Consider the following 23,244-nt stretch of genomic DNA (forward strand, 5'->3'; position numbering starts at 1 on the left):
GCTCTCCTTATGGTTTGTGCGCGACGCGCTCAAGCAGCTCGTGCAGCTGTTCAAGCTTCACCGACAACGCCTCAACGTCATGTTTAGACGGAATACCCAGGCGATTCAAGGCGCGACCGACCCGTGCGTCGAAAGCTTTTTCGATCTTGTCGAGTTGAATTTCTACCTTCCCGCGTACGCGGCTCACTTCTTCAGCGGCTTCGTCAAGCTGGTGGTTGGCGGCATCGAGCTCTTTGTCGATGCGTTTCTTGCCGCGCTTCTCGACGCCTTCGCCGGCCTTGACCAGCTCCTGGAAGTAGTCAGAGCCTTCCTGACCAACGCGGGCGTAGGCGCCGATACCGGCCAGCCAGATCTTGCGCGCATAGCCGCGCACCTCGCCAAGCGTGCCCAGGGCTTCGTCTTTTTTCTTCACAATCACTTTGGCCATGCTGTGTACCTCATGCTCATGAGTGGTGGAAAACCGCCCATGGAGGCTGGGCTTGAGCATTAAGGTAGGGAAGAAAATTAGAAACCTCACCCTAAGGTCATCGTTGTCGCATCTATATACCGCAAGCACCGTTGGCCATAGCGCTAGCGTCGCAGGCTTCACCTCACGGACATCGACGCCATGACTGCTGTAGCAAACCCACCCAGGCTGACGTTCAAGCAAAGCGTGGCAGCCTGTTTCTCCAAACGACCCAGCGTGCGGGACGTTTTATCAAAAGAAGCATTCCAGATTTTCAACGACCGGTATCCATGGTTGCACCGCAACCACCCTCACATCACATCGCTCGATCCTTTCGTCATCCTGCATGCACCGGCCAGCACAGGTGATCTCCCACGTCAGAGCGGGCTGGTGGACGAGCTTCTCAGGCATTTTCTGGCCAAGGAACGTGCGCAACTAAGCGCCGCAGACAAGCTCAGCATCAGCCCGCCCCATGTGTTTCAAATTCAGGAGCAAGGCCCGGACAACATCCGCCAACCCGAAATCATCCCGGACCTGACGAAGCTCAACGATGACTTCGATACAGTGCTTGGTGCGTTGATACCCGCCTTCCAGCAAGCCCAGATCGGCTTCTGGAACGGGCTCGACGAAGACAGCCAAGTCTCGCGCATGCTCTGGCTGGAACACACCATCAAGGCCGCATTGCTCGAGAACCTCCCTCGCCAAGGCCTGGCAGATGATGAAAAAGCTGCCATGTACGCCTTGCTCGACGGGGTATTCGACAGCCTGGCTGTCGAGGCGATACAAGTCACGCTCGGGACGGATGGCGAGGCACGCACCGTCACCCTACCGGATCTGTTGCTCATCACCACAAGTGGTACCCGCAACCTGGTTCTGCAATGCAAACCCTGCGGTTCGGTTCACCGCCATGTCGACCTGCCCAGCTTTGCCACCGCGCTGCAACGGCAGCTAGCACAACGCTACCGCTTCGAAGCGTTGTCCTGGGCGCACACACCGGTGATCGGACGCCCTTTCGCCTTCCAGGCAAGGCAACTGCTGAACGATATTCTGGACGACATCGGGCGCCTGCGTATTGGTGGCCTGGCAACCGTCGACGAGCTGGAGCGACAACTGCGTCAGGTGAGCGACCCGTCAGCTTACTTCTTCGACCTGCCTTCGCAGGAACGAACTGCACCCGCTGTCAGCCCACCGCGATGGCTGCTAAATGCCAGTGCTGAGGACCGCTACGCCTATCACACTGCACTGCTCGATCTGGCGGCGAACCAAGGTCGGTCGAAGGGCTGCACATCGCTGGGCGATGTCGAAGATATCCGTGATTACGCCGCTCGCCGCTTGCGTGAGACCCTGCAGACCAGCTACCCAGACAAGGCGATACACGACCCGAACGAGGTGCACATCCGCATTTCCCAAGCCATCATCGGCCCCGGCACACAAGGGCAATCACTGTTCTTGCACACGGTGCCCCTGACCGATCTGGCGATCTCCCGCCTGCGCCTTGAGGCTGGCGAGGTGATGACCGGGCTCAGTTTCGAGGATGGCTCGCCCGTGAAGGACTGGCTAAGCATCGAGCAGATCAGGGCGCTGATTCATCAGGTCGATATCAGCGCTCACTACCCCACCTACCTGCAAGATCAAGTCAGGACCGAACCGCGCAGGTCCGAACGAATCAGGCAACATGCCAGGGAGTGGCGTTACGCCCTTCGCTTCAGCACCCTGAAGGCCAAGATCGAGCGACAGCTTGGCGAAACGGCGAGCCAGGCAATGATCAGGTTCTGCCAGGGCATGGACAATGGCGCGGACCTTCTGCGCATCGCCCCCCTGGCGTTCCATTGCGCGCCTGGCGCTTCGGCAAGCGATGTGGCACACGGGATGTTCATCATCGAAATACCGGCAAGCGGCAGCTGGGTCTTGTACCGCCCCTTCTATGCCGACAGGGCGTTGCAGGAATTTCCGACCCTCGAATTGCTGATGGACGCAATCCGCAGCAGGGGCGCACTGCAAGAGAGCGTATTGGCCTGGCTCGACGAAGACGCGCGTCCGATTTACCAAAACGACGGGTTCAAGCACCCGCACCTGCACCCAAACATTACCACGCTGACGCACCTGCTCAATGTGCCGGTCGAGCTGCTGGACGGTCTTTTGCAACGCCTGAGACGCCCGGTACAGGCCTCGTTCCAGGCCTGGACGGATGAAATGGACACCCACCTGTTCAACGCCCGCATCGACACTATGCTATTGGCCTCAGCCAGCAATAGCGTATCCAATGCCCAGGAAGTGCGGGCTTTGGTGAAGGAGGCTGCCTGGGCGATCTTCAATACCGTCACCCAGCTTTGGCATGGTCCGATGACCACCCTGGTGTGGCTGGTCGTGGCGCTGTCGGCGGCCAAGGAAGACGTGGAGGCGCTGATCAAGCGCAGCGGTGACGATAAGATCGTCGCCGCCATAGACCTGCTCACCAACCTGGCCTTGCTCCTTGCCCACCGCCCGGCAACGCCACCTGCCAACAGCGAAGCGGCCGTTACGTTGCGCTTTTCAGGCCCTGCGCCGAAGGAAGAATCCCCGCCCCCAGCGCTCGAGCAGCCACAGGAGAAACCGTGGCAGGCCCCCGTCGAGGCGCAGCAGCCCACGCGGGTGCGTGTAGATGGCTGGCATGACGAGCAGCGCCTGAGCAACCTGTCAGTGCAGGAGCGCCAGTCACTGGCACAGCTGCAAGCCTTGCAGCCACTGGAAGGGCACGCACCACTGGCAAGTGGCCGTTTGCGTGGGTTGTTCAACATCGCCGGCCGTTACTACGTCAAACTGGGCGATGGCGCCTATGAAGTCATCGAGACCTGGAACGGCATGCAGATCATCGGCCCCGAGCCGAGCAGCAGCGAATGGGTGTCCCAATGGGATGGCGCCCGGGACGGCTACCATATCGTTGGTCGTGAACGCCAAAAAGGCCCTTGGTTGACGCGCTGGAATGGCCAATGGACTTTGAATCTGAACCTCTCTGGCGGCATGCCAAGGAACAGGCAATCCATCAACGCGGAAAACCGCCAGCGGTTCGACACGCTGAGCGCAACCGCCACGGCTAACCAACAAGCGCTGAATCAGATGGCACCCCTGATGGAACGCAGCCAAGTGCAACTGCAGGTTTATGACGACCTCGCGCGGGAATACAGCATGGCTGTCGATGCACTACCTGCACATGAGCGTGATACACCGCCGCCAGCCTTGCAGCTTCAGAGGCAGGCACTCAAAGCCCAGCGCCTACGGCACTTACCGGAAATCAGGGCATCCGCGCTCTACCTGGAACGGCAAAGCACGCTGCTACACGGGAATATCGAAGTGTTCAAGGAGATGGCCGAACCACGGTTCAGCAAATTCGACACCCGAGCCCCGAGCCGACGCCGATACGGCAACTGGTACGGTGCAGCCATCGAAAACGACATGCTGCTGTGCCGCCGCTTGCTGGAGCAGGTCGACCACCAGGCACTGAGCGCACAGTCCATCGGGCTGCCCCGCGTTCCAGAGACTGCCGAGCAGATACAGCAATACCTCGATTATTGCGAACGGGTACGCGATTCCAGCCAGGCCAGCCGCCGCCTGCTTGTCGTCAGCCAGCGGCTGGACCGGACCTTGGCGCAAGTACTGCCGGACCCCAAGATCGATTTTGCCGACAAAGCCACGAAACTCGCCCAGACCATTCGACGCAGGACGTATTCGACACTGGTCATTCGGGCCCAGCTGCTCAGTGACCTGGCCTACCTCGCCGTGGACAAGACTCGGCTCTCTGCGGACACGGCCGAGCATTTGCTTGCGATGCGCGCGCCGCTCAGCGGCATCGAATTCAGCCGTACGATCTGGAGCCACGACGGTCTGGAAGCCACCGAAGAGACGGCCCAGGTCAAAGCCGAACTGCTTGAGGATATCCTTCAGAAATACCGTACCGTGCTGGATCGCGCCCAATACATGAGGACACTGGACTCGCCTGCGCTGGTCGCTGACGTGCTGGACGAATATATACGCGAACTGTCCACCATTACCCAGATCACGGAGCAGCAACTGAGCGCGACCTTGACCAATCTCGACAGCGGCATCAGTCTCCCCTCGCCAACGCCCTATCATCGCCCCGCAACGATCAGGCGCCGGGTCATCCGTGTTGACCGAGGTCGACCGCTGTTGGTGGAAATCGACCAAATGGGCAATCGGGCCATCCAGCGCAGTGCATTCAATCAGGAGCCTGCGGGCAGTTTCGCGCAACGCGACGGGGTATGGCATGCCGTGCCTGAGCAAGCGCGGCCGGCCCAGCACGACCGGGCACAGCTGCGCCAGCGAGCAAGTCGCCTGCTGGCAGAGGTGGATGGGAAAATTGCCTTCGCCGCTCACTATGCCGATGAGCCCAACAGCCTGGCCGACTTTCTGGAATGGCCGGCAGGTGACATGCGCGAAGTGCAGCAGCAACTGACCGAGCTGAACAATCCACTGGATTCCAGCTTGGTCGACCTCCTTCGGGCAGCGGTAGACCGCATCCATCACGAAAGGCTTCGGCTGCTCACCGACGCGTATCTGAACACCCGCCATCCCGACGGCAAGGCCCTTCGCTTCCTGGCTGAGCAGAAGCGGATTCGGATCAGGCAGACCGTGATTCGCCGGCAGCTACGTCACGCCAATGATTACCTCGACGTCTACGAGATTCGCGATGTGCAAGCGCCACAGCGGTTACTATGGGAGGCGCATTTTCACTATCCCAGCCTCGAAGCGAGAGGGCATGACTTCGTCAAGGGCCACCTCAAGTTCTGGGATGCAGGCGTAAGGGGCCGCAAGGCCATGCTCGAGCAGGCCGCAGACGCACGCGAGCGCATCGCGATCTACCGCGGCGATCTGCGCCTGGAGCAGGTAATTGGCATCATTCCTTTCCCGACGGACGCGCCGCAGTAGCCAGAGAGCGGCCCTGGCTCAGGCCAGGGCCTTGTCCAGCGCCCGTTCGATCTCACCCTTGATGGTGCCGCTCATCATCGACAGCATCATGCCCAGCTTCAATTCGACGCGGATGCTGTCGTCGCCAATGTGCACACTGCCATTGGCGCCACTGCGCGCAACGTCCACGCGGTCACCGTTCCAGGTGGCCTTGAGGTCGTACTCACGGCTGAGCTTGTCGACCAGCGCTTCGGCCTTGGCGCGGGCGGCATCACGGCCGAGGGAATGTTTGCGTTCGACGCTGATCTGGGTCATGCGGGCGTTCCTGAAGATGTAGACATAATCAGCATTATGCCCGCCCCTGCCCACTGGTACACCCCGCCAAGACAAATCCGCCCGTTCGCCCTAGAATGGCGGTAATTTTTTCCGGTGAAGCGATATGAACGACCAGCGCAAAGGCGACCACGCCGAACCCACCACCCACTTTGGCTACCAGGACGTACCTGAAAGCCAGAAGGCGAAAAAAGTCGCCGAAGTGTTCCACTCGGTGGCAGCCAAGTACGACCTGATGAACGATGTGCTTTCCGGCGGCATGCACCGCCTGTGGAAGCGCTTTACCATCGAGCTGTCGGGCGTGCGCAGCGGCAACCGGGTGCTGGACATCGCCGGCGGTACCGGTGACCTGGCCGCCAAGTTCTCGCGCCTGGTCGGCCCGACGGGCCAGGTGGTGCTGGCGGACATCAACGATTCGATGCTCAAGGTTGGCCGTGACCGCCTGCTGGACCGTGGTGTGGCCGGCAACATCGAGTTCGTCCAGGCCGACGCCGAAAAACTGCCGTTCCCGGACAACCACTTCGACTGCGTGACCATCGCTTTCGGCCTGCGCAACGTCACCCACAAGGACGAAGCCATCCGTTCGATGCTGCGCGTGCTCAAGCCCGGTGGCCGTCTGCTGATCCTGGAATTCTCCAAACCGACCAGCAAGCTGATGTCCAAGGCCTACGACGCCTATTCGTTCGCTTTCATGCCGCTGGCCGGCAAGCTGATCACCAACGACTCGGAAAGCTACCGTTACCTCGCCGAATCGATCCGCATGCACCCGGACCAGGAAACCCTGAAGAGCATGATGGTCGAGGCCGGTTTCGACCGCGTCACCTACCACAACATGACCAGCGGCATCGTTGCCGTGCACCGGGGGATCAAACCCTGATGCTGCTGGCCGGGCTGCTCGCCAGCGTCGAACATGGCCTGAACCGCGTCCTGCGCATGGACAGCACGGCCCTGCCGCGGCTGGCCGCGCTGGAAGGCAAGGTCATCGAGATCGACTGCCGCCAACCGGCCCTGCAGGTCTTCATCCTGCCCGATGAAGACGGCCTGATGCTCGCCGCCCACTGGGAAGGCGAGGTCGACTGCAGCCTGCGCGCACCGGCCGGCAGCCTGGTGCAACTTGCCCTGGCCAGGGACAAGACCGCCGTGTTGCACAGCCCGCAGGTAGAACTGCATGGCGACAGCGCCGTGCTGCTCGACCTGTTCGGCGTGCTGCAGGACCTGGAGCTGGACTGGGAGCACGAACTGCAACGCTGGCTCGGCCCGGTCGCCACGGCCATGCTGGCAGGCCACATTCGCCTGCGTGCACGCTGGACCCGCCAGGGCCTGGCGCGCTTCAGCCAGAACCTTTCCGAGTACCTGGCCGAAGAGTCCCGCACCTTGGTAGGCAAGCGCGAAGCCGAAGCCGCCTTCAGTGAACTCGATGCCCTGAAGCTCGATACAGAACGCCTCGAGGCGCGCATCAAGCGCCTCTCCCGATCCCTTGATACCAGCGAAAACGCATGAAGCTGCTCGCCGTCCGCCGTCTTTTTCGCATCCAGCGTGTGGTGATTCGCTACCGCCTCGATGACCTGCTGTTCGACCAACCCTTGCTGCCCTGGTGGCTGGCCAGCCTGCGCCTGTTGATGCCGTGGCGCTGGCTGCCACGCAAGCCCACCGAACTCAGCCGTGGCGCGCGCCTGCGCCTGGCGCTGCAGGACCTGGGGCCGATCTTCATCAAGTTCGGCCAGTTGCTGTCCACCCGCCGCGACCTGCTGCCCACCGACATCGCCAACGAGCTGATGCTGTTGCAGGACCGTGTGCCGCCGTTCGACCCGAAACAGGCCGTGGCACTGATTGAAGCCCAGCTGGGCGCGAAGGTTGGCGAGGTGTTCAGCCGTTTCGACGTCGAACCGCTGGCCTCGGCGTCGGTGGCCCAGGTGCACGCCGCACGCCTGAAGACCGGCGAAGAGGTGGTGGTCAAGGTGGTACGCCCGGGCCTGAAGCCGGTGATCGCCCAGGACCTGGCCTGGTTGTTCCTGATTGCCAAGGCCGCCGAACGCGCCTCGGCCGATGCCCGCCGCCTGCACCCGGTGGAAATCGTCGGTGACTACGAAAAAACCATCTACGACGAGCTCGACCTGCTGCGCGAGGCTGCCAACGCCAGCCAGCTGCGGCGCAACTTCGAAGGCTCCGAGCTGATGTACGTGCCCCAGGTCTACTGGGACCTGTGCCGCCCTAAAGTGCTGGTGATGGAGCGCATCTATGGCGTACCGGTGACCGACATGGCCACCCTGGCCGACCAGCGTACCGACATGAAGCTGCTGGCCGAGCGAGGCGTGGAGGTATTCTTCACCCAGGTATTCCGCGACAGCTTCTTCCATGCCGACATGCACCCGGGCAACATCTTTGTCAGCACGGTCAAGCCGTGGAGCCCGCAGTACATCGCTATCGACTGCGGCATCGTCGGCAGCCTCACCGCCGAGGACCAGGACTACCTGGCGCGTAACCTGTTTGCCTTCTTCAAGCGTGACTATCGCCGCGTCGCCGAGTTGCACATCGACTCTGGCTGGGTGCCGGCGCATACCAAGGTCAACGAATTCGAAGCGGCGATCCGCACCGTGTGCGAGCCGATCTTCGAAAAACCGTTAAAGGATATTTCCTTCGGCCAGGTGCTGATGCGCCTGTTCCAGACCGCGCGGCGCTTCAACATGGAAGTGCAGCCGCAGCTGGTGCTGCTGCAGAAGACCCTGCTCAACATCGAGGGCCTGGGCCGCCAGCTGTACCCCGACCTGGACCTGTGGAGCACCGCCAAACCCTACCTCGAACGCTGGATGCGCGACCGCTACAGCCCCAAGGCCGTGCTCGGTAACATTCATGGGCAGGTCGAGCAGTTGCCGCACCTGACCAACATGGCCCGCGACCTGCTCGAACGCCTGTCGCAACCGCACCTGAACGATCCGCAACTGCCGGAACGCCGCCGCCAGGGTGACCGCTGGGCCCTGCGCCTGCTGGGCGCCGGCCTGCTCGGTGGTGGCGCGGTGCTGGCCGCAGGCGCCGCCGAGGCCGCCAGCCTGGCCGCCCCTGCTGCCTGGCCGGCCTGGCTGATGCTGGCCGCAGGCCTTTACCTGATCGTGCGCCAATAGCCAGCCGCGCCTGTGGCTGGCACACTAGCGCAAAGGGCCCGATACAGGAGCGGGCCCGCTTTGGAGTCGACGATGAAAGACTGGCTGGACGAGATCAAGTGGAACAGCGACGGCCTGGTACCGGCAATCGCCCAGGACCACAAGACCGGACGCGTGCTGATGATGGCCTGGATGAACCGCGAATCGCTGGCGCTGACCGCCACCGAACAGCGCGCCATTTACTGGTCGCGTTCGCGGGGCAAGCTGTGGCGTAAAGGCGAAGAATCCGGGCACGTGCAGAAGCTGCATGAGCTGCGTCTGGACTGCGACGCCGACGTGATCATCCTGATGGTCGAGCAACTGGGCCATATCGCCTGTCATACCGGCCGTGAAAGCTGCTTCTACCGCGTCTTTGAAGACGGCCAGTGGAAAATCGTCGACCCGGTCCTGAAGGACCCGGATGCCATCTACAGCGCAGGACACTGACATGAGCGACACCCTCAACCGCCTGGCCGAAGTGCTTGAAGAACGCAAGCAAGCGGCGCCTGACAGCTCCTATGTGGCCAGCCTGTACCACAAGGGCCTGAACAAGATCCTCGAGAAGCTCGGCGAAGAGTCGGTCGAAACGATCATTGCCGCCAAGGATGCTGCCGTCAGCAAGGATTACAGTGATGTCATCTACGAAACCGCCGACCTGTGGTTTCATAGCCTGGTGATGCTCAGCGCGCTGGGCCAGCATCCACAAGCCGTGCTGGATGAGCTGGATCGCCGTTTCGGGCTGTCCGGGCACGATGAAAAGGCCGCTCGACAGCCTTCCGCTTGAGCACAACGAATTCTAGGAGAGCACCATGGGTATTTTTGACTGGAAACACTGGATCGTCCTGCTGGTTGTCGTGGTTTTGGTATTCGGCACCAAGAAGCTGAAAAACTTCGGCAGTGACCTGGGCGAGTCGATCAAGGGCTTTCGCAAGGCCATGAACGAAGAAGAGACCAAGCCGGCAGAGCAAACGCCGCCTGCCCAGCCTGTGCCGCCAGTGCAAAACACTGCCCAGCCGCAACAAGGCCACACCATCGAAGGCCAGGCCCAACCGGTCCAAGAGCCGCAGCGGAAAGACTGACCCATGTTCGGCATCAGTTTCAGCGAGCTGCTGCTCGTAGGTCTGGTCGCCCTGCTGGTGCTCGGCCCCGAGCGCCTGCCCGGTGCCGCGCGCACCGCAGGCCTGTGGATCGGCCGGCTCAAACGCAGCTTCAACAGCATCAAGATGGAAGTGGAGCGCGAAATAGGCGCCGACGACATCCGTCGCCAGTTGCATAACGAGCACATCCTGCAGATGGAAGAGGAAGCCAAGCGCATCCTCAACCCGATGACACCCCCTGCCCAGCCGCCGGTAACCACGGCCAGTGTGCAGCCACCTGCCGGGCTTGAGGCCAGGCCGGTCGAAGCACCTGCAACCCCGGTCGCATCCCCTGAACCGCCTCAACCGCCGCGAGCCCCATGAGCGAGAATCCGGAACACGACCAGCCGATGCCGCTGGTCTCGCACCTGACCGAACTGCGCACCCGCCTGCTGCGCTGTGTTGCCGTCATTTTCCTGATCTTTGCCGGGCTGTTTTCCTTCGCCCAGCAGATCTACACCCTGGTCTCGGCGCCGCTGCGCGACCATTTGCCGGCCAACGCGACGATGATCGCCACCGACGTGGCCTCGCCGTTCCTGACGCCGTTCAAGCTGACCATGATCGTCTCGCTGTTCCTGGCGATCCCGTTCATCCTGCAGCAGATCTGGGGTTTTATCGCACCGGGTCTGTACCGCCATGAAAGGCGCATCGCCATTCCGCTGCTGGTGTCGAGCATTCTGCTGTTCTACGCCGGTATGGCCTTTGCCTATTTCCTGGTGTTCCCGCTGATGTTCAGTTTCTTTGCCGCCGCCACCCCGGCAGGCGTGGCAATGATGACCGACATCGCCAACTACCTCGACTTCGTGATGACGCTGTTCTTCGCCTTTGGCGTCGCCTTCGAAATTCCGGTGGCAGTGGTGCTGCTGGTGTGGATTGGCGTGGTCGACGTGAAGTACCTGAAGAAGATCCGCCCTTACGTGATCATCGGCTGCTTCGTGGTCGGCATGATCCTCACCCCGCCGGACATCTTCTCCCAGACCCTGCTGGCCGTGCCCATGTGGCTGCTGTTCGAGGTCGGCGTGCTGTGCGGTAGCCTGATCCGCAAGCGCAGTGCCCACGACGAGGAAGCCAACGACCACAACGACCAGCCACCAGCGACCCAACCGTGAATCTGTTGCTCCTTGAAGAGGCCGACTTCGTCTCGGCCGACCGCGTCGTTCTTGCTGATCGGCGCTTTACCCACATGCAGGAAATCCACCGCGTCGCAGTGGGCGACAACCTGCGCGTGGGCCGAATCAACGGCCTGATGGGCAAGGCCACGGTGCTGCGCCTGGAACAGCACGAGGCCGAACTTGAAGTGGCCTTCGACCAGCAACCACCAGCCAAGCTGCCGTTGACCCTGGTGCTGGCGGTGCCGCGGCCGAAAATGCTGCGACGTCTGTTCCAGACCGTGGCCACCCTCGGCGTATCGCGGCTGATCCTGGTGAACAGTTACAAGGTCGAGAAAAGCTTCTGGCAAACGCCTTTCCTGCAGCCCGAGAGCATTCGCGACAACCTGATCCTCGGCCTGGAACAGGCGCGTGACACGGTGCTGCCCGAGGTGATCATCGAGAAACGCTTCAAGCCTTTCGTCGAAGACCGCCTACCCGCCATCGCCGCTGGCACCCTGGGCCTGGTCGGCCACCCCGGCCCCTACCCCGCCTGTCCACGCGCCGTGGAGCAATCCGTAACCCTGGCCATCGGCCCCGAAGGCGGCTGGATCCCCTACGAAATTGACCTGCTGGGCAAGGCTGGCCTGGCACCGGTGCAGCTGGGTGATCGCATCCTGCGGGTAGAGACCGCCGTCACTGCGCTGCTTTCGCGTATTTTCTGACGTAAACGCCGTTTTTTCGCCCATCAAGTTTCCCTCTCCGGAGCCGATGGCCTTGGCAACACAACAATTATTTGTGCTGCCAAGCCGCCGGGGAGTCGTACATGTACCAATGGTTAGCCCAATCGCTGGGCAATGTGAGCGTGAATCGCAAACTGGGGCTGGGTTTCGGCCTGGTGCTGCTGTTGACCCTGGCTATTACCCTGGCCGGCTGGCACGGCATGGACAGCATCATCGACCGTGGCGACAAGCTGGGTAACATCTCGGTCATCCAGCAGTACACCCAGGAACTGCGCATTGCCCGCCAGCATTACCAGCGCCGCAGTGATGACGCGTCGGTGGCCGAGCTGGAAAAAGCCTTGGCCAACCTCGACCGCCAGGTGCAGCTGATGCTCGGGCAGATCGAAAACCCCACCGACCGCCAGCGCCTGGAGCAGCAGCGCGAGGCCGTGCGCATTTACCAGCAGGCATTCAACGAGCTGAAGCAGGCCGGCCAGCGCCGCGAGGCCAGCCGTAGCGTGCTCGGCGACAGCGCTGACAAGGCTGCAGAGCTGATCGGCCGCGTGCTGCGGGGCCTGCTGCAAGGTGGCGATATCAACCAGTACCAGCACGCGGTAGACGTCAGCGCCCTGCTGCAACAAGCGCGTTTCCAGGTGCGTGGCTACACCTACAGCGGCAATGCCGAGTTCCAGCAAACGGCGCTGAAAGCCATCGACCAGGCCCTCGCCGAGCTGCGCGCATTGCCGGCCAAAGTGCCGGCCGAACATGCCGCCGGTCTCGACGATGCCGCCACCGCCATGGGCGGCTACCGCGATGCGGTCAGCCAGTTCGGCAATGCCCAGACCGCCAGCGAGCAGGCCCTGCAGCACATGGCCGAGCAAGGTACGCTGCTGCTACAGACCAGCCAGGCGATGACCACTTCGCAAACCGCCGTGCGTGACGCCGGCGCGACCCAGGCCAAGACCCTGCTCGCCGTGGCCACCGGGCTGGCCCTGGCCCTCGGCCTGCTGGCGGCATGGGCAATTACCCGGCAGATCATCATTCCCCTGCGCCAGACCCTGCGCGCCGCCGAGCGGGTAGCCAGTGGCGACCTGACCCAGAACCTGCAGGTAAACCGCCGTGACGAACTGGGCCAGCTGCAAGCGAGCATGCAGCGCATGACCCAAGGCCTGCGCGAACTGATCGGCGGCATCGGTGACGGTGTCACTCAGATTGCCAGTGCCGCAGAGGAGCTGTCGGCGGTAACCGAGCAGACCAGCGCCGGGGTCAACAACCAGAAGGTCGAAACCGACCAGGTAGCGACCGCCATGAACCAGATGACGGCCACCGTGCACGAGGTAGCCCGTAACGCCGAGCAGGCCTCGGAAGCCGCCCTGATGGCCGACCAGCAAGCCCGCGAAGGCGACCGGGTGGTGGGTGAGGCTGTGGCACAGATCGAGCGGCTGGCGGGTGAAGTGATCAACTCCAGCGAAGCGATGAACCAGCTCAAGGCCGAGAGCGACAAGATCGGCAGCGTGCTCGACGTGATCAAATCGGTGGCTCAGCAGACCAACCTGCTGGCCCTGAACGCGGCTATCGAAGCCGCCCGTGCCGGCGAGGCCGGGCGTGGCTTTGCCGTGGTGGCCGATGAAGTACGCAGCCTGGCCCAGCGCACCCAGCAATCGACGGAAGAGATCGAAGAACTGATTGCCGGCCTGCAAAGCGGCACCCAACGGGTGGCCAGCGTGATGGACAACAGCCGCCAGCTGACCGACAGCAGCGTCGAGCTGACCCGCCGCGCCGGCAGCTCGCTGGAGACCATTACCCGCACCGTGTCGTCGATCCAGGCGATGAACCAGCAGATTGCCACGGCAGCCGAGGAACAGACAGCCGTGGCCGAGGAGATCAACCGTAGCGTGATGAATGTGCGGGATATATCCGACCAGACCTCCGCAGCAAGTGAAGAGACGGCCAGTTCCAGTGTGGAGCTGGCTCGGCTGGGGACCCACCTGCAGGGGTTGGTGGGGCGGTTCAAGCTTTGATCTGAGGGATGAATCACCTGTACTGGCCTCTTCGCGGGTTTACCCGCGAAGAGGCCAGTGCGAAGAACTCTCCTACAGTTCGCAGCGAAATTTCCTACTTGGCTTTCAGGTCAAGTCCTACAGCTCCGCTGCCGATTGGCAGAGGTGAGATGCCAGCAATGCGCTTGCATCCCCTTTCTTGAATGGACGGAGACTCATCATGCTCGGATACCTCAACCGCAAGCTCGGCAACATCAGTGTCGCTGCCAAGCTGGCCCTCGGCTTTGCGGTGGTCCTGCTGCTTACCCTGGCCACCACCCTCAGCGGCTGGCGCGCACTGGATGGCGCCATTACCCGCTCGGAACAGCTGAGCGAGATCGGCCTGATCAACGACCTCACCAAAGACCTGCGCGCAGAGCGCATCACGTATCGCGTGCTTAACGACGACGCCAGCAAAGCACAAGTTACCCGCATCCTTGACCAGCTGGACGCCATGCTGTCCACGCTGCAGCAACGCAGCAACGTTGATGAGTCTCGCCAGTTACTGAGCGATAAGCTGGCGATGCTGCAGCGTCTGCGCGACACCTTCAGCGAGCTGCAAAGCAGCGTCATCAACCGAACTGCCCTGCGCGAAACCATGCAGGCACAGGAACATAAGCTAAACGAGGTCATCGAGAATCTACAGACCCAGGCCTTGCTGAACATGTCGGCCGACGGCCAGCGCAGTGCCGTGCTGAGCCTGATGGATAACCTCACCCGGCATGTCGATGGCGCTAACCAGCAAAGCCTGATGCCGGCCTATACCTTCTCCCCCGTCGAGGAATTCACGCGGGTGGGCGAACGTGCGCTGGACGCCGCCGATACCAGCCTTGGGCAATTGCTACAAAACCTCGAGCCGCTGGGCTTGCCACACGCGCTCACCGAGCAACCCGGTACCGAGTTGGCCAAATACCGGGCCAGCCTGGACCAGTACCGCCGCGCGGCCGTGCGGGTTGAGCAACTGCAGAATGCGATGGAGCAAATGGGCGATGAACTGGCCGCAGTGAGCGTGCAACTGGGTGAACGCAAGATCGAACAGCGCGACAGCGAAGCCTTGGCCGCCCGCTCGCTGCTGACCGGCGTAGCGCTGCTGGCACTCGCAATGGGGGTGTTGGCCGCCTGGCTGATCACCTTGCAGATCACCCAGCCATTGCGCCAGACGCTGGCCGTGGCTGCACGCATAGCCAAAGGCGACCTGAGCCAGGTTGACGCGGTGCAACGGCGTGACGAGATGGGCCAGTTGCAAAGCCGCATGCGTGAGATGACCTTGAGCCTGCGCGAGCTTATCGGGGGTATCGACCAAGGCGTCGGCCAGCTGTCACAGGCCGCCACACAGCTGGCAGCCAGCAGCGAGGACACCAAATTGAAGATCAACCAGCAGCGCGAGGAAACCGACCAGGTGGCCACCGCCATGAACCAGATGAGCGCCACCGTTCAGGAAGTGGCACAGAACGCCGAGCAGGCCTCGCTGGCTGCAACCAACGCCGACCAGCAGGCCCAGGTGGGCGACCAGGTCGTATCCGAAGCCATCGGCCGTATCGAGCAACTGGCCGGGCAGATGGACCATTGCCTGGCGGCCATGCAGCACCTGGCTGGCGAGAGCCAGCGTATTGGCAGCATCCTCGATGTGATCAAGTCGGTGTCCGAACAGACCAACTTGCTGGCCCTGAACGCGGCTATCGAGGCGGCACGGGCGGGAGAAGCCGGGCGCGGCTTTGCCGTGGTGGCTGATGAAGTGCGCGGTTTGGCCAAGCGTACCTCGACTGCAACCGAAGAGATTGGCCAGCTAATCGACAGCCTGCACAACGGTACCGACGAGGTGACCCGCTTGCTGGACAGCAGCAAGAACCTGACCGAGCAGAGCGTGGAGCTGAGCCGCAGGGCCGGGCATGCGCTGAGCCAGATCGCCGACACCGTGTCGAGTATTCAGGGCATGAACCAGCAGATCGCCACGGCCAGCGAAGAACAAAGCGTGGTGGCCGAGCAGATCAACCGAAGCGTGATCAATGTGCGGGATGTGTCGGATCAGACCAGTGCGGCCAGCGAACAGACGGCGGCCTCGAGCGGGGAGCTGGAGCAGTTGGGGCAGCAATTGCGGGGGATGGTTGGGCGGTTCAGCATTTAAGATTACCGGGGCTGCTTTGCAGCCCAATCGCCGGCAAGCCAGTTCCCACAAAAAGCAGGCCAGCGCCATACCCGTGGGAGCTGGCTTGCCGGCGATTGGGGCGCAAAGCGCCCCCGCTTTTTACAGCACCTGGCGCAGGAAAGCCTGCGCGCGCGGGTCTTTCGGCGCATCGAAGAACGCCCCAGGCGCGGCATCTTCCAGCAGCTTGCCATGGTCGAAGAACAGCACCCGGTCCGCCACTTCGCGGGCAAAGCCCATTTCATGGGTGACGCAGACCATGGTCATGCCTTCCTGGGCCAGGGTCTTCATCACGTCCAGCACTTCGCCGACCATTTCCGGGTCAAGCGCCGAGGTCGGCTCGTCGAACAGCATCACTTTCGGGTCCATCGCCAGGGCACGGGCAATCGCCACGCGCTGTTGCTGGCCGCCCGACAAGCGCGACGGGTACTCGTTGGCCTTCTGCGAAATACCCACCTTCTCCAGCAACGCCCGGGCCTTGGCTTCACGCTCGGCCTTGTTGCGCTTGCGCACCACCTTCTGCGCCAGGCACAGGTTTTCCAGCACGGTCATGTGCGGGAACAGGTTGAAGTGCTGGAACACCATGCCGACTTCGCGGCGGTAGGCGTTGATGTCGGTCTTCGGGTCGGCCAGTTGCAGGCCGTCGATGGCCACATGGCCTTGGTCGAAATGCTCCAGGCCGTTGAGGCAGCGCAGGAAGGTGGACTTGCCCGAACCCGATGGGCCGAGCACTACCACCACTTCGCCTTTGGCGACCTGGGTGGTGACGTTGTCCACAGCCCGTACCACTTGGCCACGGGTGTCGAAGACTTTCAGCAGGTCACGGACTTCAATCACTTTGCGCAAGCCTCCGCTCGAGCCGGCTGGCCAGGTGCGACAGCGGCAGGTTGATCAGCAGGTACAGGCCTGCCACGCAGAACCAGATCTCGAAGGTCGAGAACGAGGTGGTGATGGCCTCGCGGCCGCTCTTGGTCAGTTCGGTGATGGCGATCACCGAAACCAGCGAGGTGTCCTTGACCAGGCTGATGAACTGGCCAGCCAACGGCGGCAGCACGCGCTTGAAAGCCTGCGGCAGGATCACGTGGCGCATCGACTGGCCAGCGTTCAGGCCCAGCGAGCGCGCGGCTTCGTTCTGGCCCTTGGTGATGGACTGCACGCCAGCACGGACGATTTCAGCCACGTAGGCGCCCGTGAACAGTGCCAGCGCCGCCACCCCGGCGAACTCGCGGGACAGGTTGAGCACGGTGCCGATGAAGAAGTAGAAAATGAAGATCTGCACCAGCAGCGGCGTGCCGCGCACCAGTTCGACATAGACGGTTGAAAGGTCACGCAGGGTCGGGTTGCTGGACAATCGGCACAAGCCCGCGAACAAGCCGATGACCAGGCCCAGCGCGCCGGATACCACCGACAGCCACAACGTGGTCCACAGGCCCCAGGCCAGCGGGCCGGCGGCCCAATGGCGGGTTACGCCAATCTGGTCGCCTTCGGCCACATCGTCGCCGCGGCTCAGTTGCAGGCTGTCCTTGGCCACTTCGAGGACCTGCTCGTCACCTTGCTCGTCCTTCAGCGTGACGCGGGCGTTATCGCCGGCAATGACGATCTCCTGCACGGTGCCATAACCGGCAGCGCGCTGAACGTCTTCGGCCTTGTAGGCAAAGTACTGCGGTACGCGGTTCCAGCGCCACTCGTAGGACATCATCGAGGTGGCCATGTACAGGCTGATCGCCAGGCCAACCAGCACCAGGGCGGTCAGCCCGTGCCAGGGCCACTGGGCTTTCTTGTGTTTGATCACGTGGGGTACTTCCGTAAATGCGAACGCGCAGGGTTTGCCTGCGCGTCGGGGTCAAAGCCGGGCTTGTGGCCTGGGCCTTATTCCATGTCCTTCAGCCAGTCCTTGTTCTTGAACCACTTGTCGTGAATACGATCGTAGGTCCCGTCATGCTTGATCTGGTGCAGGAAGTTGTTGATGAAGTTGATGCTGTCGTAGTCGCCTTTCTTCAGGCCGAAGGCCAGCGGCTCGTAGGTGAAGGGCTCTTCGAGGAACAGCAGCTTGCCGGCACCGGCTTTCTCCACGGCTACCACGTTGTACGGGGCGTCGTAGACGAAGGCATCAGCCTTGCCGTTGACCACGTCCATCACCGCTTCCTGTTCGTTGTCGTAGCCGTGGTACTTGGCTTTGCCGATCAACTTCTTGGAGACCATTTCACCGGTGGTGCCCAGCTTGGAGGTCAGGCGGTACTTCTCGTTGTTCAGGTCTTTGTACGACTTGATCTCGCCCGCCAGTTCCTTGCGGATCAGCAGGGTCTGGCCAACGACGATGAAGGGTTCGCTGAAGTTCAGGCGCAGGTTGCGTTCCTGGGTCAGGGTCATGCCGCTGCCGATCATGTCGAACTTGTCGGTCAGCAGGGCCGGGATGATGCCGTCATAAGCCGTGGAGACCGCTTCGAACTTGACGCCCATGGACTTGGCCATGGCCTTGAGAATGTCGACTTCGAAGCCGATGATCTCGCCACGCTTGTTGGTCATCTGGAACGGCATGTAGGTCGGGTCCATGCCCACCTTGAGGGTGCCGCGCTTGACCGCGTCATCGATGGCGCCTGCCTGGGCCGCAGTTACAGCGACCAGGGCGGTTACACCGACCAGCAGTCGCGAAAGGTATTGCTTGATCATCACCAAGTCCCCTAGCAAGAAAAGTAGCGAATCTTATTGTGTTGGCACGGCCGTACCGGCCGAGGCGTCGTATCGGAATGGGATGCTAACGCATGGCGGCTCGGGGACCTAGCGCCGGGGGGGACTTTGTTGGCCAAAATCCGATTAGGCAGGAAGATTGGGGAGCCTTCATCGCCGGCAAGCCAGCTCCCACAGGATTCACACAGGCCAGAGGCTTGCGCAATACCTGTGGGAGCTGGCTTGCCGGCGAATGGGCCGCAAAGCGGCCCCAGGCCGATCAGGCGCCGACGAGTGCCGGTTGGCCTTCGTTCTCAGGGTGCAGCGGCAACAGCGGCGAGTGCGGGTCGTTCTTGATAGAAGCGCGCCACACATCGATCCACGCCGCGTTGTGCTCTGCCCACACCTGCTCGTGCAGGCGGGCCAGCGCTACCGGGTCGCTGAGCAGCGCCAGGCGGGTGTTGAGGTCCAGCCCTTCAGGCCCGACTTCGATGGCCTTGGCCACGCGCTCGGCACGCAGCGCTTCAATCGGCGCCGCCTGGCCATGACGGGCAGTGGCCATGGCGCAAGCCAGGGCGTTCTGCCGCGGGTCGACCACAGCCCGCACGAAGCCGTCATGCAGGGCATGCCAGCGGTTTTCGTGGGTGTACTGGTCGGTAGCCAGCAGCTCTTGCGGAGTGGCGTATTCCTCAGGGATGAGGAACAGCTTCTCGTCCTTGGCGGCCAGGCCCAGGCGGGTGCGGCTGGAGATCACCGAAACCGGGATCGACAGCATCAGCGAGCCAACGATTGGCGCCAGCCACCACAGGAAGGCCGGGTTCAACCAGGCCACCAGCCCAGCCCAGGCAATGCCCAGCAAGGTTTGCGGGCCATGGCGACGCATAGCCTCGCCCCACGGCGTGGAGTCGTCGTCACGCTGCGGCGAGTTCCAGGTCGCTGCCCAGCCGAGGAACGCGGCCAGCACGAAGCGGGTGTGGAAGATCATGCGCACCGGTGCCAGCAGCATGGAGAACAGCATCTCCATCAGCATCGACAGGGTGACCTTGATCCGCCCGCCAAACTCGACGGCGCCCTTGGCCCAGATCAGGATGATGCTGAGCAGCTTGGGCAGGAACAGCAGCACGATAGTGGTGGAGAACAGCGCCACGGCCTTCTCCGGGTGCCACTGCGGCCACAGCGGGTAGAGCTGGTACGGTTCGATGAAGTACTGCGGCTCCATCAGGGTGTTGGTCGCCAGCAACGCGGTCGACAGCACCAGGAACAGGAACCACAGCGGCGCCGACAGGTACGACATCACCCCGGTAAGGAACACCGCACGGTGTACCGGGTGCATGCCCTTGACCAGGAACAGGCGGAAGTTCATCAGGTTGCCGTGGCACCAGCGGCGGTCGCGCTTGAGCTCGTCGAGCAGGTTGGGCGGCAGCTCTTCGTAGCTGCCCGGCAAGTCGTAGGCGATCCACACGCCCCAGCCGGCACGGCGCATCAGCGCGGCTTCGACGAAGTCGTGGGAAAGGATTGCACCGGCGAACGCGCCCTTGCCCGGCAACGGCGCCAGCGCGCAGTGCTCGATGAACGGCTTCATGCGGATGATCGCGTTGTGGCCCCAATAGTGCGACTCGCCCAGCTGCCAGAAGTGCAGGCCAGCGGTGAACAGCGGGCCGTACACGCGGGTGGCAAACTGCTGCATGCGTGCATAGAGGGTGTCCATGCCCGAGGCTTTCGGCCCGGTCTGGATGATGCCGGCGTCCGGGTTGGCCTCCATCAGGCGCACCAGGCTGCTCAGGCACTCGCCGCTCATGACGCTGTCGGCGTCGAGCACGACCATGTACTTGTACTCGCCACCCCAGCGACGGCAGAAATCGTCGAGGTTGCCGCTCTTGCGCTTCACCCGGCGCCGACGGCGGCGGTAGAAGATGCGGCCGAAGCCTTTGGTTTCACGGCACACGTCCAGCCAGGCTTGTTGTTCGGCCACGGCAATGTCGGTGTCGTTGGTGTCGCTGAGCACGAAGAAGTCGAAACGGTCGAGGTTGCCGCTGGCGGCCACCGACTCGAACGTTGCGCGCAGGCCGGCAAAGACGCGCGGCACGTCTTCGTTGCAGATCGGCATCACCAGCGCGGTACGCGCCTCGGGTGCAATTGGCTCGTTGCCGGCGCTGCTGCCCGAAATCTTGTATTTGTCGCGACCGGTGAGCAGCTCGAGGAAGCCCATCAGTGCGGTCCAGAAGCCCGCCGATACCCAGCAGAACAGGATGCCGAAGAGGACCAGGATGGAGGTTTGCAAGGCATACGGCCACACCTGCACCACGGTATCCCACAGCGGCTGGCTGAGGACTTCGTCAAGGTCGACGAACGACCAGCCCTGGTACGGCAGGATGCCCTTCATGTACCAACCGGCGACGATGGTCTGGCCGATCATCAGGGTCAGCAGGATGTAACGGCGGATCGAGCCAACCGTGCGCCAGCGTGCCGGCGGCAGCTCGCGCTTGGGTGGCTGCGGCGCGTTGGGGCGGCCGGTCATGCGCCTCCACATGCGGATCAGCACGTTGGTGCGCCAAGGCTCAGGCACAACTTTGGTGCGTTTGATCGGTGGGGCGATCTTCAGGCACAGGCGGCCGCTGCCGTCGACGCCGAGCATTTCGGCGTCTTCCAGTTCGGCAGCGCTGCCCACGGTGAGGCGCGGGCCCACCGAGGCCTGCACGGCCTCGGTGGGGCTGGCGGCCGGGTCGGCCGCCAGGCGTTGGTGCAGCTCACTGAACGACTTGCAACTGGCGAGTTCCGCCCGTTGCTCGTCACTCAGTGGCAGGTGAGCCAGGTACTCGCCAAGCGATACTGGCCTTGCGTTTGAGTTACTCATCGGCAGGCAACTGATAGCTCCAGGTCTCGGTCAACACTTTCTCGGTGGTGGCCGGGGTCCCGTTGGTGGGCGCCGCATCGGCGGCAGGTTGTTCGGCCTTGGCAGGTTGCTCAGCCTTGACGGCTTTCTCGGCCTTGGCATGCTTGGCTGCGGCCTTGTCCTGCTTGGCGTCCTGGGCAGGCTTGGCGGGCTCGACCGGCACATCACGCACCAGCGCGGCACGCATTCCGGTGGATTTGTTGGCTTCCTTGACCTTCAGGCGCAGGGTCAGGCGCCAGCCCTTGGTCTCAGGGTTATAGCGCAGATTGTTCTCGACCACCTCGGCGTTGTCGTCAACGCTGATCTGGCTGCGCACCGCGGCGTCTTCCGGCAATGCGGCCAGGGCCGGGCCGGCGAAGTCGACCAGGAAGGCCACGCTGCCGTCTGGCTGGCGGATCAGATTGGACTGCTTGACGTCACCGGTGGAGCGCAGGGTCTGCTTGACCGAGCCCAGCTCAGGCGCCTGGAACTTCGCCTCGTCGATGGTCCAGTGCAGGCGGTAGGCGTACTCGATCGGCTTGCCTGCCTCCGGCAGTTTCTCCGGGCTCCAGAAGGCCACGATGTTGTCGTTGGTCTCGTCCGCAGTCGGGATTTCGACCAGGTCGACGGTGCCCTTGCCCCAGTCACCCTTCGGCTCGATCCAGGCGCTTGGGCGCTTCTGGTAGTTGTCGTCGAGGTCTTCATAATCGCTGAAGGCACGCTGGCGCTGCATCAGGCCGAAACCACGCGGGTTCTCGACGCTGAAGTTGCTCACGGCCAGGTGTTTCGGGTTGTTCAGCGGGCGCCACAGCCACTCGCCATTGCCGGCGTGGATCGACAGGCCTTCGGAGTCGTGCAAGGCCGGACGGTAGTTGAGGACCTTGGACGGCTGGTTGGGGCCGAACAGGAACATGCTGGTCAGCGGGGCAATGCCCAGGCGGCTGACCTGGTCGCGCAGGAACACGCGGGACTGCACGTCGACCACGGTGTCGTTGCCCGGGCGCAGGGTCAGCTTGTAGGCGCCGGTGGAGCGCGGCGAATCCAGCAGGGCGTAGATCACCAGGTGCTTGTCGGCCGGCTTGGGCTTCTCGACCCAGAACTCGGTGAAGCGCGGGAATTCCTCGCCCGACGGCAGCGCGGTGTCAATGGCCAGGCCACGGGCCGACAGGCCATACACATGGCCCTTGCCGACCACGCGGAAGTAGCTGGCGCCCAGCAAGGTCATGATCTCGTCTTGCTTGTCAGCCTTGTTGATCGGGTACAGCACACGGAAACCGGCATAACCCAGGTTCTTGGTGGTTTCCGGGTCGTGTGGCACGTCACCGAACTCGAAGCGGCTCGGGTCGTACTTGATTTCCTCGACCTTGGAAGCGGTGACCTCGTTGATTTTCACCGGGGTGTCGAAGTGCATGCCCTGGTGGTAGAACGACAGCTTGAACGGGGTCTTGTCCTTGGCCCACTCGGCCTTTTCCTGCAGGAAATGGATTTTCTGGTAGTCCGCGAACTTCATGTCGCGGAACACGGCCGGCAGGTTGCTTTTTGGTGCATCGTACTTCTGGCCGGCCAGATCCTTTGCCTTGGCTGCAACATCGTCAAGATTGAATGCCCACAGCTGGCCCGCGCTCATCAGGCCGACCAATGCCACACTGGCCATCAGGGCCTTGCGTAGCCGGATGCCGGGGATTCTTGATGCTTTTTGGGGACTAACAATCACGAGCAACCCTCGCCGAAAACAGATCATGAAACCAACGGCCAGCGAC

The 23,244-nt window shown here is 62.7% G+C and carries 19 protein-coding genes; 12 read left to right on the plus strand and 7 right to left on the minus strand.

Translation table 11 applies throughout. From position 1 onward, the window contains the following. Nucleotides 1-7 precede the first annotated feature (7 nt). Nucleotides 8-427: a phasin family protein gene (locus MRBLPB4O_RS25700; RefSeq protein WP_016501986.1), complete on the minus strand. Its 420-nt coding sequence runs from the start codon at nucleotides 425-427 to the stop codon at nucleotides 8-10. A gap of 180 nt (nucleotides 428-607) precedes the next feature. Between MRBLPB4O_RS25700 and MRBLPB4O_RS25705 the strand changes: the two genes are divergently transcribed. Beyond that, nucleotides 608-5,368, plus strand: coding sequence for a hypothetical protein (locus MRBLPB4O_RS25705; protein ID WP_341796971.1), 4,761 nt, complete (start codon nucleotides 608-610; stop codon nucleotides 5,366-5,368). A gap of 18 nt (nucleotides 5,369-5,386) precedes the next feature. On the opposite strand, the gene MRBLPB4O_RS25710 is transcribed toward MRBLPB4O_RS25705, so the two are convergent. Continuing rightward, complete coding sequence (locus tag MRBLPB4O_RS25710; protein ID WP_003249289.1) at nucleotides 5,387-5,662, minus strand: polyhydroxyalkanoic acid system family protein; 276 nt, start codon at nucleotides 5,660-5,662, stop codon at nucleotides 5,387-5,389. Nucleotides 5,663-5,786: 124 nt separating this feature from the next. On the opposite strand from MRBLPB4O_RS25710, the gene ubiE reads away from it, so the two are divergent. From ubiE to MRBLPB4O_RS25765, 11 genes are all read left to right on the plus strand, one after another. Next, a complete protein-coding gene (ubiE, locus tag MRBLPB4O_RS25715; protein WP_043198296.1) occupies nucleotides 5,787-6,557 on the plus strand; it encodes a bifunctional demethylmenaquinone methyltransferase/2-methoxy-6-polyprenyl-1,4-benzoquinol methylase UbiE in 771 nt (256 codons plus the stop codon). Beyond that, a complete protein-coding gene (locus MRBLPB4O_RS25720; RefSeq protein ID WP_338745472.1) occupies nucleotides 6,557-7,180 on the plus strand; it encodes an SCP2 sterol-binding domain-containing protein in 624 nt (207 codons plus the stop codon). Before ubiE ends, MRBLPB4O_RS25720 begins: the two co-directional genes overlap by 1 nt. Beyond that, on the plus strand, nucleotides 7,177-8,799 hold the full coding sequence (ubiB, locus tag MRBLPB4O_RS25725; RefSeq protein ID WP_341796972.1) for a ubiquinone biosynthesis regulatory protein kinase UbiB: 1,623 nt from the start codon (nucleotides 7,177-7,179) through the stop codon (nucleotides 8,797-8,799). Before MRBLPB4O_RS25720 ends, ubiB begins: the two co-directional genes overlap by 4 nt. A 72-nt stretch (nucleotides 8,800-8,871) precedes the next feature. Continuing rightward, the gene (gene hisI, locus MRBLPB4O_RS25730) at nucleotides 8,872-9,264 is read left to right on the plus strand and encodes a phosphoribosyl-AMP cyclohydrolase (RefSeq protein ID WP_019472588.1); all 393 of its coding nucleotides are present in this window, start codon (nucleotides 8,872-8,874) and stop codon (nucleotides 9,262-9,264) included. Between the two features lies 1 nt (nucleotide 9,265). Next, nucleotides 9,266-9,601 carry a phosphoribosyl-ATP diphosphatase gene (locus MRBLPB4O_RS25735; RefSeq protein ID WP_016489563.1) on the plus strand — a complete coding sequence of 112 codons (336 nt, stop codon included), beginning with the start codon at nucleotides 9,266-9,268 and terminating at the stop codon, nucleotides 9,599-9,601. Between the two features lie 25 nt (nucleotides 9,602-9,626). Next, nucleotides 9,627-9,896, plus strand: coding sequence for a twin-arginine translocase TatA/TatE family subunit (locus MRBLPB4O_RS25740; RefSeq protein WP_341796973.1), 270 nt, complete (start codon nucleotides 9,627-9,629; stop codon nucleotides 9,894-9,896). A gap of 3 nt (nucleotides 9,897-9,899) precedes the next feature. Beyond that, complete coding sequence (gene tatB, locus MRBLPB4O_RS25745; protein ID WP_258654238.1) at nucleotides 9,900-10,277, plus strand: Sec-independent protein translocase protein TatB; 378 nt, start codon at nucleotides 9,900-9,902, stop codon at nucleotides 10,275-10,277. Then, nucleotides 10,274-11,062 carry a twin-arginine translocase subunit TatC gene (gene tatC, locus MRBLPB4O_RS25750; protein WP_043198305.1) on the plus strand — a complete coding sequence of 263 codons (789 nt, stop codon included), beginning with the start codon at nucleotides 10,274-10,276 and terminating at the stop codon, nucleotides 11,060-11,062. Before tatB ends, tatC begins: the two co-directional genes overlap by 4 nt. Continuing rightward, on the plus strand, nucleotides 11,059-11,766 hold the full coding sequence (locus tag MRBLPB4O_RS25755) for a 16S rRNA (uracil(1498)-N(3))-methyltransferase (protein WP_341796974.1): 708 nt from the start codon (nucleotides 11,059-11,061) through the stop codon (nucleotides 11,764-11,766). The genes tatC and MRBLPB4O_RS25755 overlap by 4 nt, the downstream gene beginning before the upstream one ends. Nucleotides 11,767-11,867: 101 nt before the next feature. Continuing rightward, nucleotides 11,868-13,784, plus strand: coding sequence for a methyl-accepting chemotaxis protein (locus MRBLPB4O_RS25760; protein WP_341796975.1), 1,917 nt, complete (start codon nucleotides 11,868-11,870; stop codon nucleotides 13,782-13,784). A 199-nt stretch (nucleotides 13,785-13,983) separates the two neighbouring features. Further along, on the plus strand, nucleotides 13,984-15,927 hold the full coding sequence (locus tag MRBLPB4O_RS25765; protein WP_341796976.1) for a methyl-accepting chemotaxis protein: 1,944 nt from the start codon (nucleotides 13,984-13,986) through the stop codon (nucleotides 15,925-15,927). 120 nt (nucleotides 15,928-16,047) lie between these two features. On the opposite strand, the gene MRBLPB4O_RS25770 is transcribed toward MRBLPB4O_RS25765, so the two are convergent. The 5 genes from MRBLPB4O_RS25770 to MRBLPB4O_RS25790 form a co-directional block, all read right to left on the minus strand. Then, nucleotides 16,048-16,782 (minus strand): amino acid ABC transporter ATP-binding protein, encoded by a 735-nt coding sequence (locus tag MRBLPB4O_RS25770; RefSeq protein WP_041168148.1) that lies wholly within the window; start codon nucleotides 16,780-16,782, stop codon nucleotides 16,048-16,050. Beyond that, nucleotides 16,775-17,737, minus strand: a complete 963-nt coding sequence (locus tag MRBLPB4O_RS25775; protein ID WP_016501998.1) for an amino acid ABC transporter permease — start codon at nucleotides 17,735-17,737, stop codon at nucleotides 16,775-16,777. The genes MRBLPB4O_RS25770 and MRBLPB4O_RS25775 overlap by 8 nt, the downstream gene beginning before the upstream one ends. Before the next feature lie 77 nt (nucleotides 17,738-17,814). Then, a complete protein-coding gene (locus MRBLPB4O_RS25780; RefSeq protein WP_024717349.1) occupies nucleotides 17,815-18,612 on the minus strand; it encodes a transporter substrate-binding domain-containing protein in 798 nt (265 codons plus the stop codon). 280 nt (nucleotides 18,613-18,892) lie between these two features. Beyond that, nucleotides 18,893-21,466 carry a glucans biosynthesis glucosyltransferase MdoH gene (mdoH, locus tag MRBLPB4O_RS25785; RefSeq protein WP_341796977.1) on the minus strand — a complete coding sequence of 858 codons (2,574 nt, stop codon included), beginning with the start codon at nucleotides 21,464-21,466 and terminating at the stop codon, nucleotides 18,893-18,895. Beyond that, nucleotides 21,459-23,198 (minus strand): glucan biosynthesis protein G, encoded by a 1,740-nt coding sequence (locus tag MRBLPB4O_RS25790; protein WP_341796978.1) that lies wholly within the window; start codon nucleotides 23,196-23,198, stop codon nucleotides 21,459-21,461. Before MRBLPB4O_RS25790 ends, mdoH begins: the two co-directional genes overlap by 8 nt. Nucleotides 23,199-23,244 lie beyond the last annotated feature (46 nt).

The sequence above is a fragment of the Pseudomonas sp. LPB4.O genome (assembly GCF_038383825.1).
Classification (GTDB): Bacteria; Pseudomonadota; Gammaproteobacteria; order Pseudomonadales; family Pseudomonadaceae; genus Aquipseudomonas; species Aquipseudomonas putida.

What these genes read in the sequence shown, in the direction of transcription:
- MRBLPB4O_RS25700 (WP_016501986.1), bottom strand. Translation starts at nt 427, where the DNA reads ATGGCCAAAGTGATTGTGAAGAAAAAAGACGAAGCCCTGGGCACGCTT.
- MRBLPB4O_RS25705 (WP_341796971.1), top strand. Translation starts at nt 608, where the DNA reads ATGACTGCTGTAGCAAACCCACCCAGGCTGACGTTCAAGCAAAGCGTG.
- MRBLPB4O_RS25710 (WP_003249289.1), bottom strand. Translation starts at nt 5,662, where the DNA reads ATGACCCAGATCAGCGTCGAACGCAAACATTCCCTCGGCCGTGATGCC.
- ubiE (WP_043198296.1), top strand. Translation starts at nt 5,787, where the DNA reads ATGAACGACCAGCGCAAAGGCGACCACGCCGAACCCACCACCCACTTT.
- MRBLPB4O_RS25720 (WP_338745472.1), top strand. Translation starts at nt 6,557, where the DNA reads ATGCTGCTGGCCGGGCTGCTCGCCAGCGTCGAACATGGCCTGAACCGC.
- ubiB (WP_341796972.1), top strand. Translation starts at nt 7,177, where the DNA reads ATGAAGCTGCTCGCCGTCCGCCGTCTTTTTCGCATCCAGCGTGTGGTG.
- hisI (WP_019472588.1), top strand. Translation starts at nt 8,872, where the DNA reads ATGAAAGACTGGCTGGACGAGATCAAGTGGAACAGCGACGGCCTGGTA.
- MRBLPB4O_RS25735 (WP_016489563.1), top strand. Translation starts at nt 9,266, where the DNA reads ATGAGCGACACCCTCAACCGCCTGGCCGAAGTGCTTGAAGAACGCAAG.
- MRBLPB4O_RS25740 (WP_341796973.1), top strand. Translation starts at nt 9,627, where the DNA reads ATGGGTATTTTTGACTGGAAACACTGGATCGTCCTGCTGGTTGTCGTG.
- tatB (WP_258654238.1), top strand. Translation starts at nt 9,900, where the DNA reads ATGTTCGGCATCAGTTTCAGCGAGCTGCTGCTCGTAGGTCTGGTCGCC.
- tatC (WP_043198305.1), top strand. Translation starts at nt 10,274, where the DNA reads ATGAGCGAGAATCCGGAACACGACCAGCCGATGCCGCTGGTCTCGCAC.
- MRBLPB4O_RS25760 (WP_341796975.1), top strand. Translation starts at nt 11,868, where the DNA reads ATGTACCAATGGTTAGCCCAATCGCTGGGCAATGTGAGCGTGAATCGC.
- MRBLPB4O_RS25765 (WP_341796976.1), top strand. Translation starts at nt 13,984, where the DNA reads ATGCTCGGATACCTCAACCGCAAGCTCGGCAACATCAGTGTCGCTGCC.
- mdoH (WP_341796977.1), bottom strand. Translation starts at nt 21,466, where the DNA reads ATGAGTAACTCAAACGCAAGGCCAGTATCGCTTGGCGAGTACCTGGCT.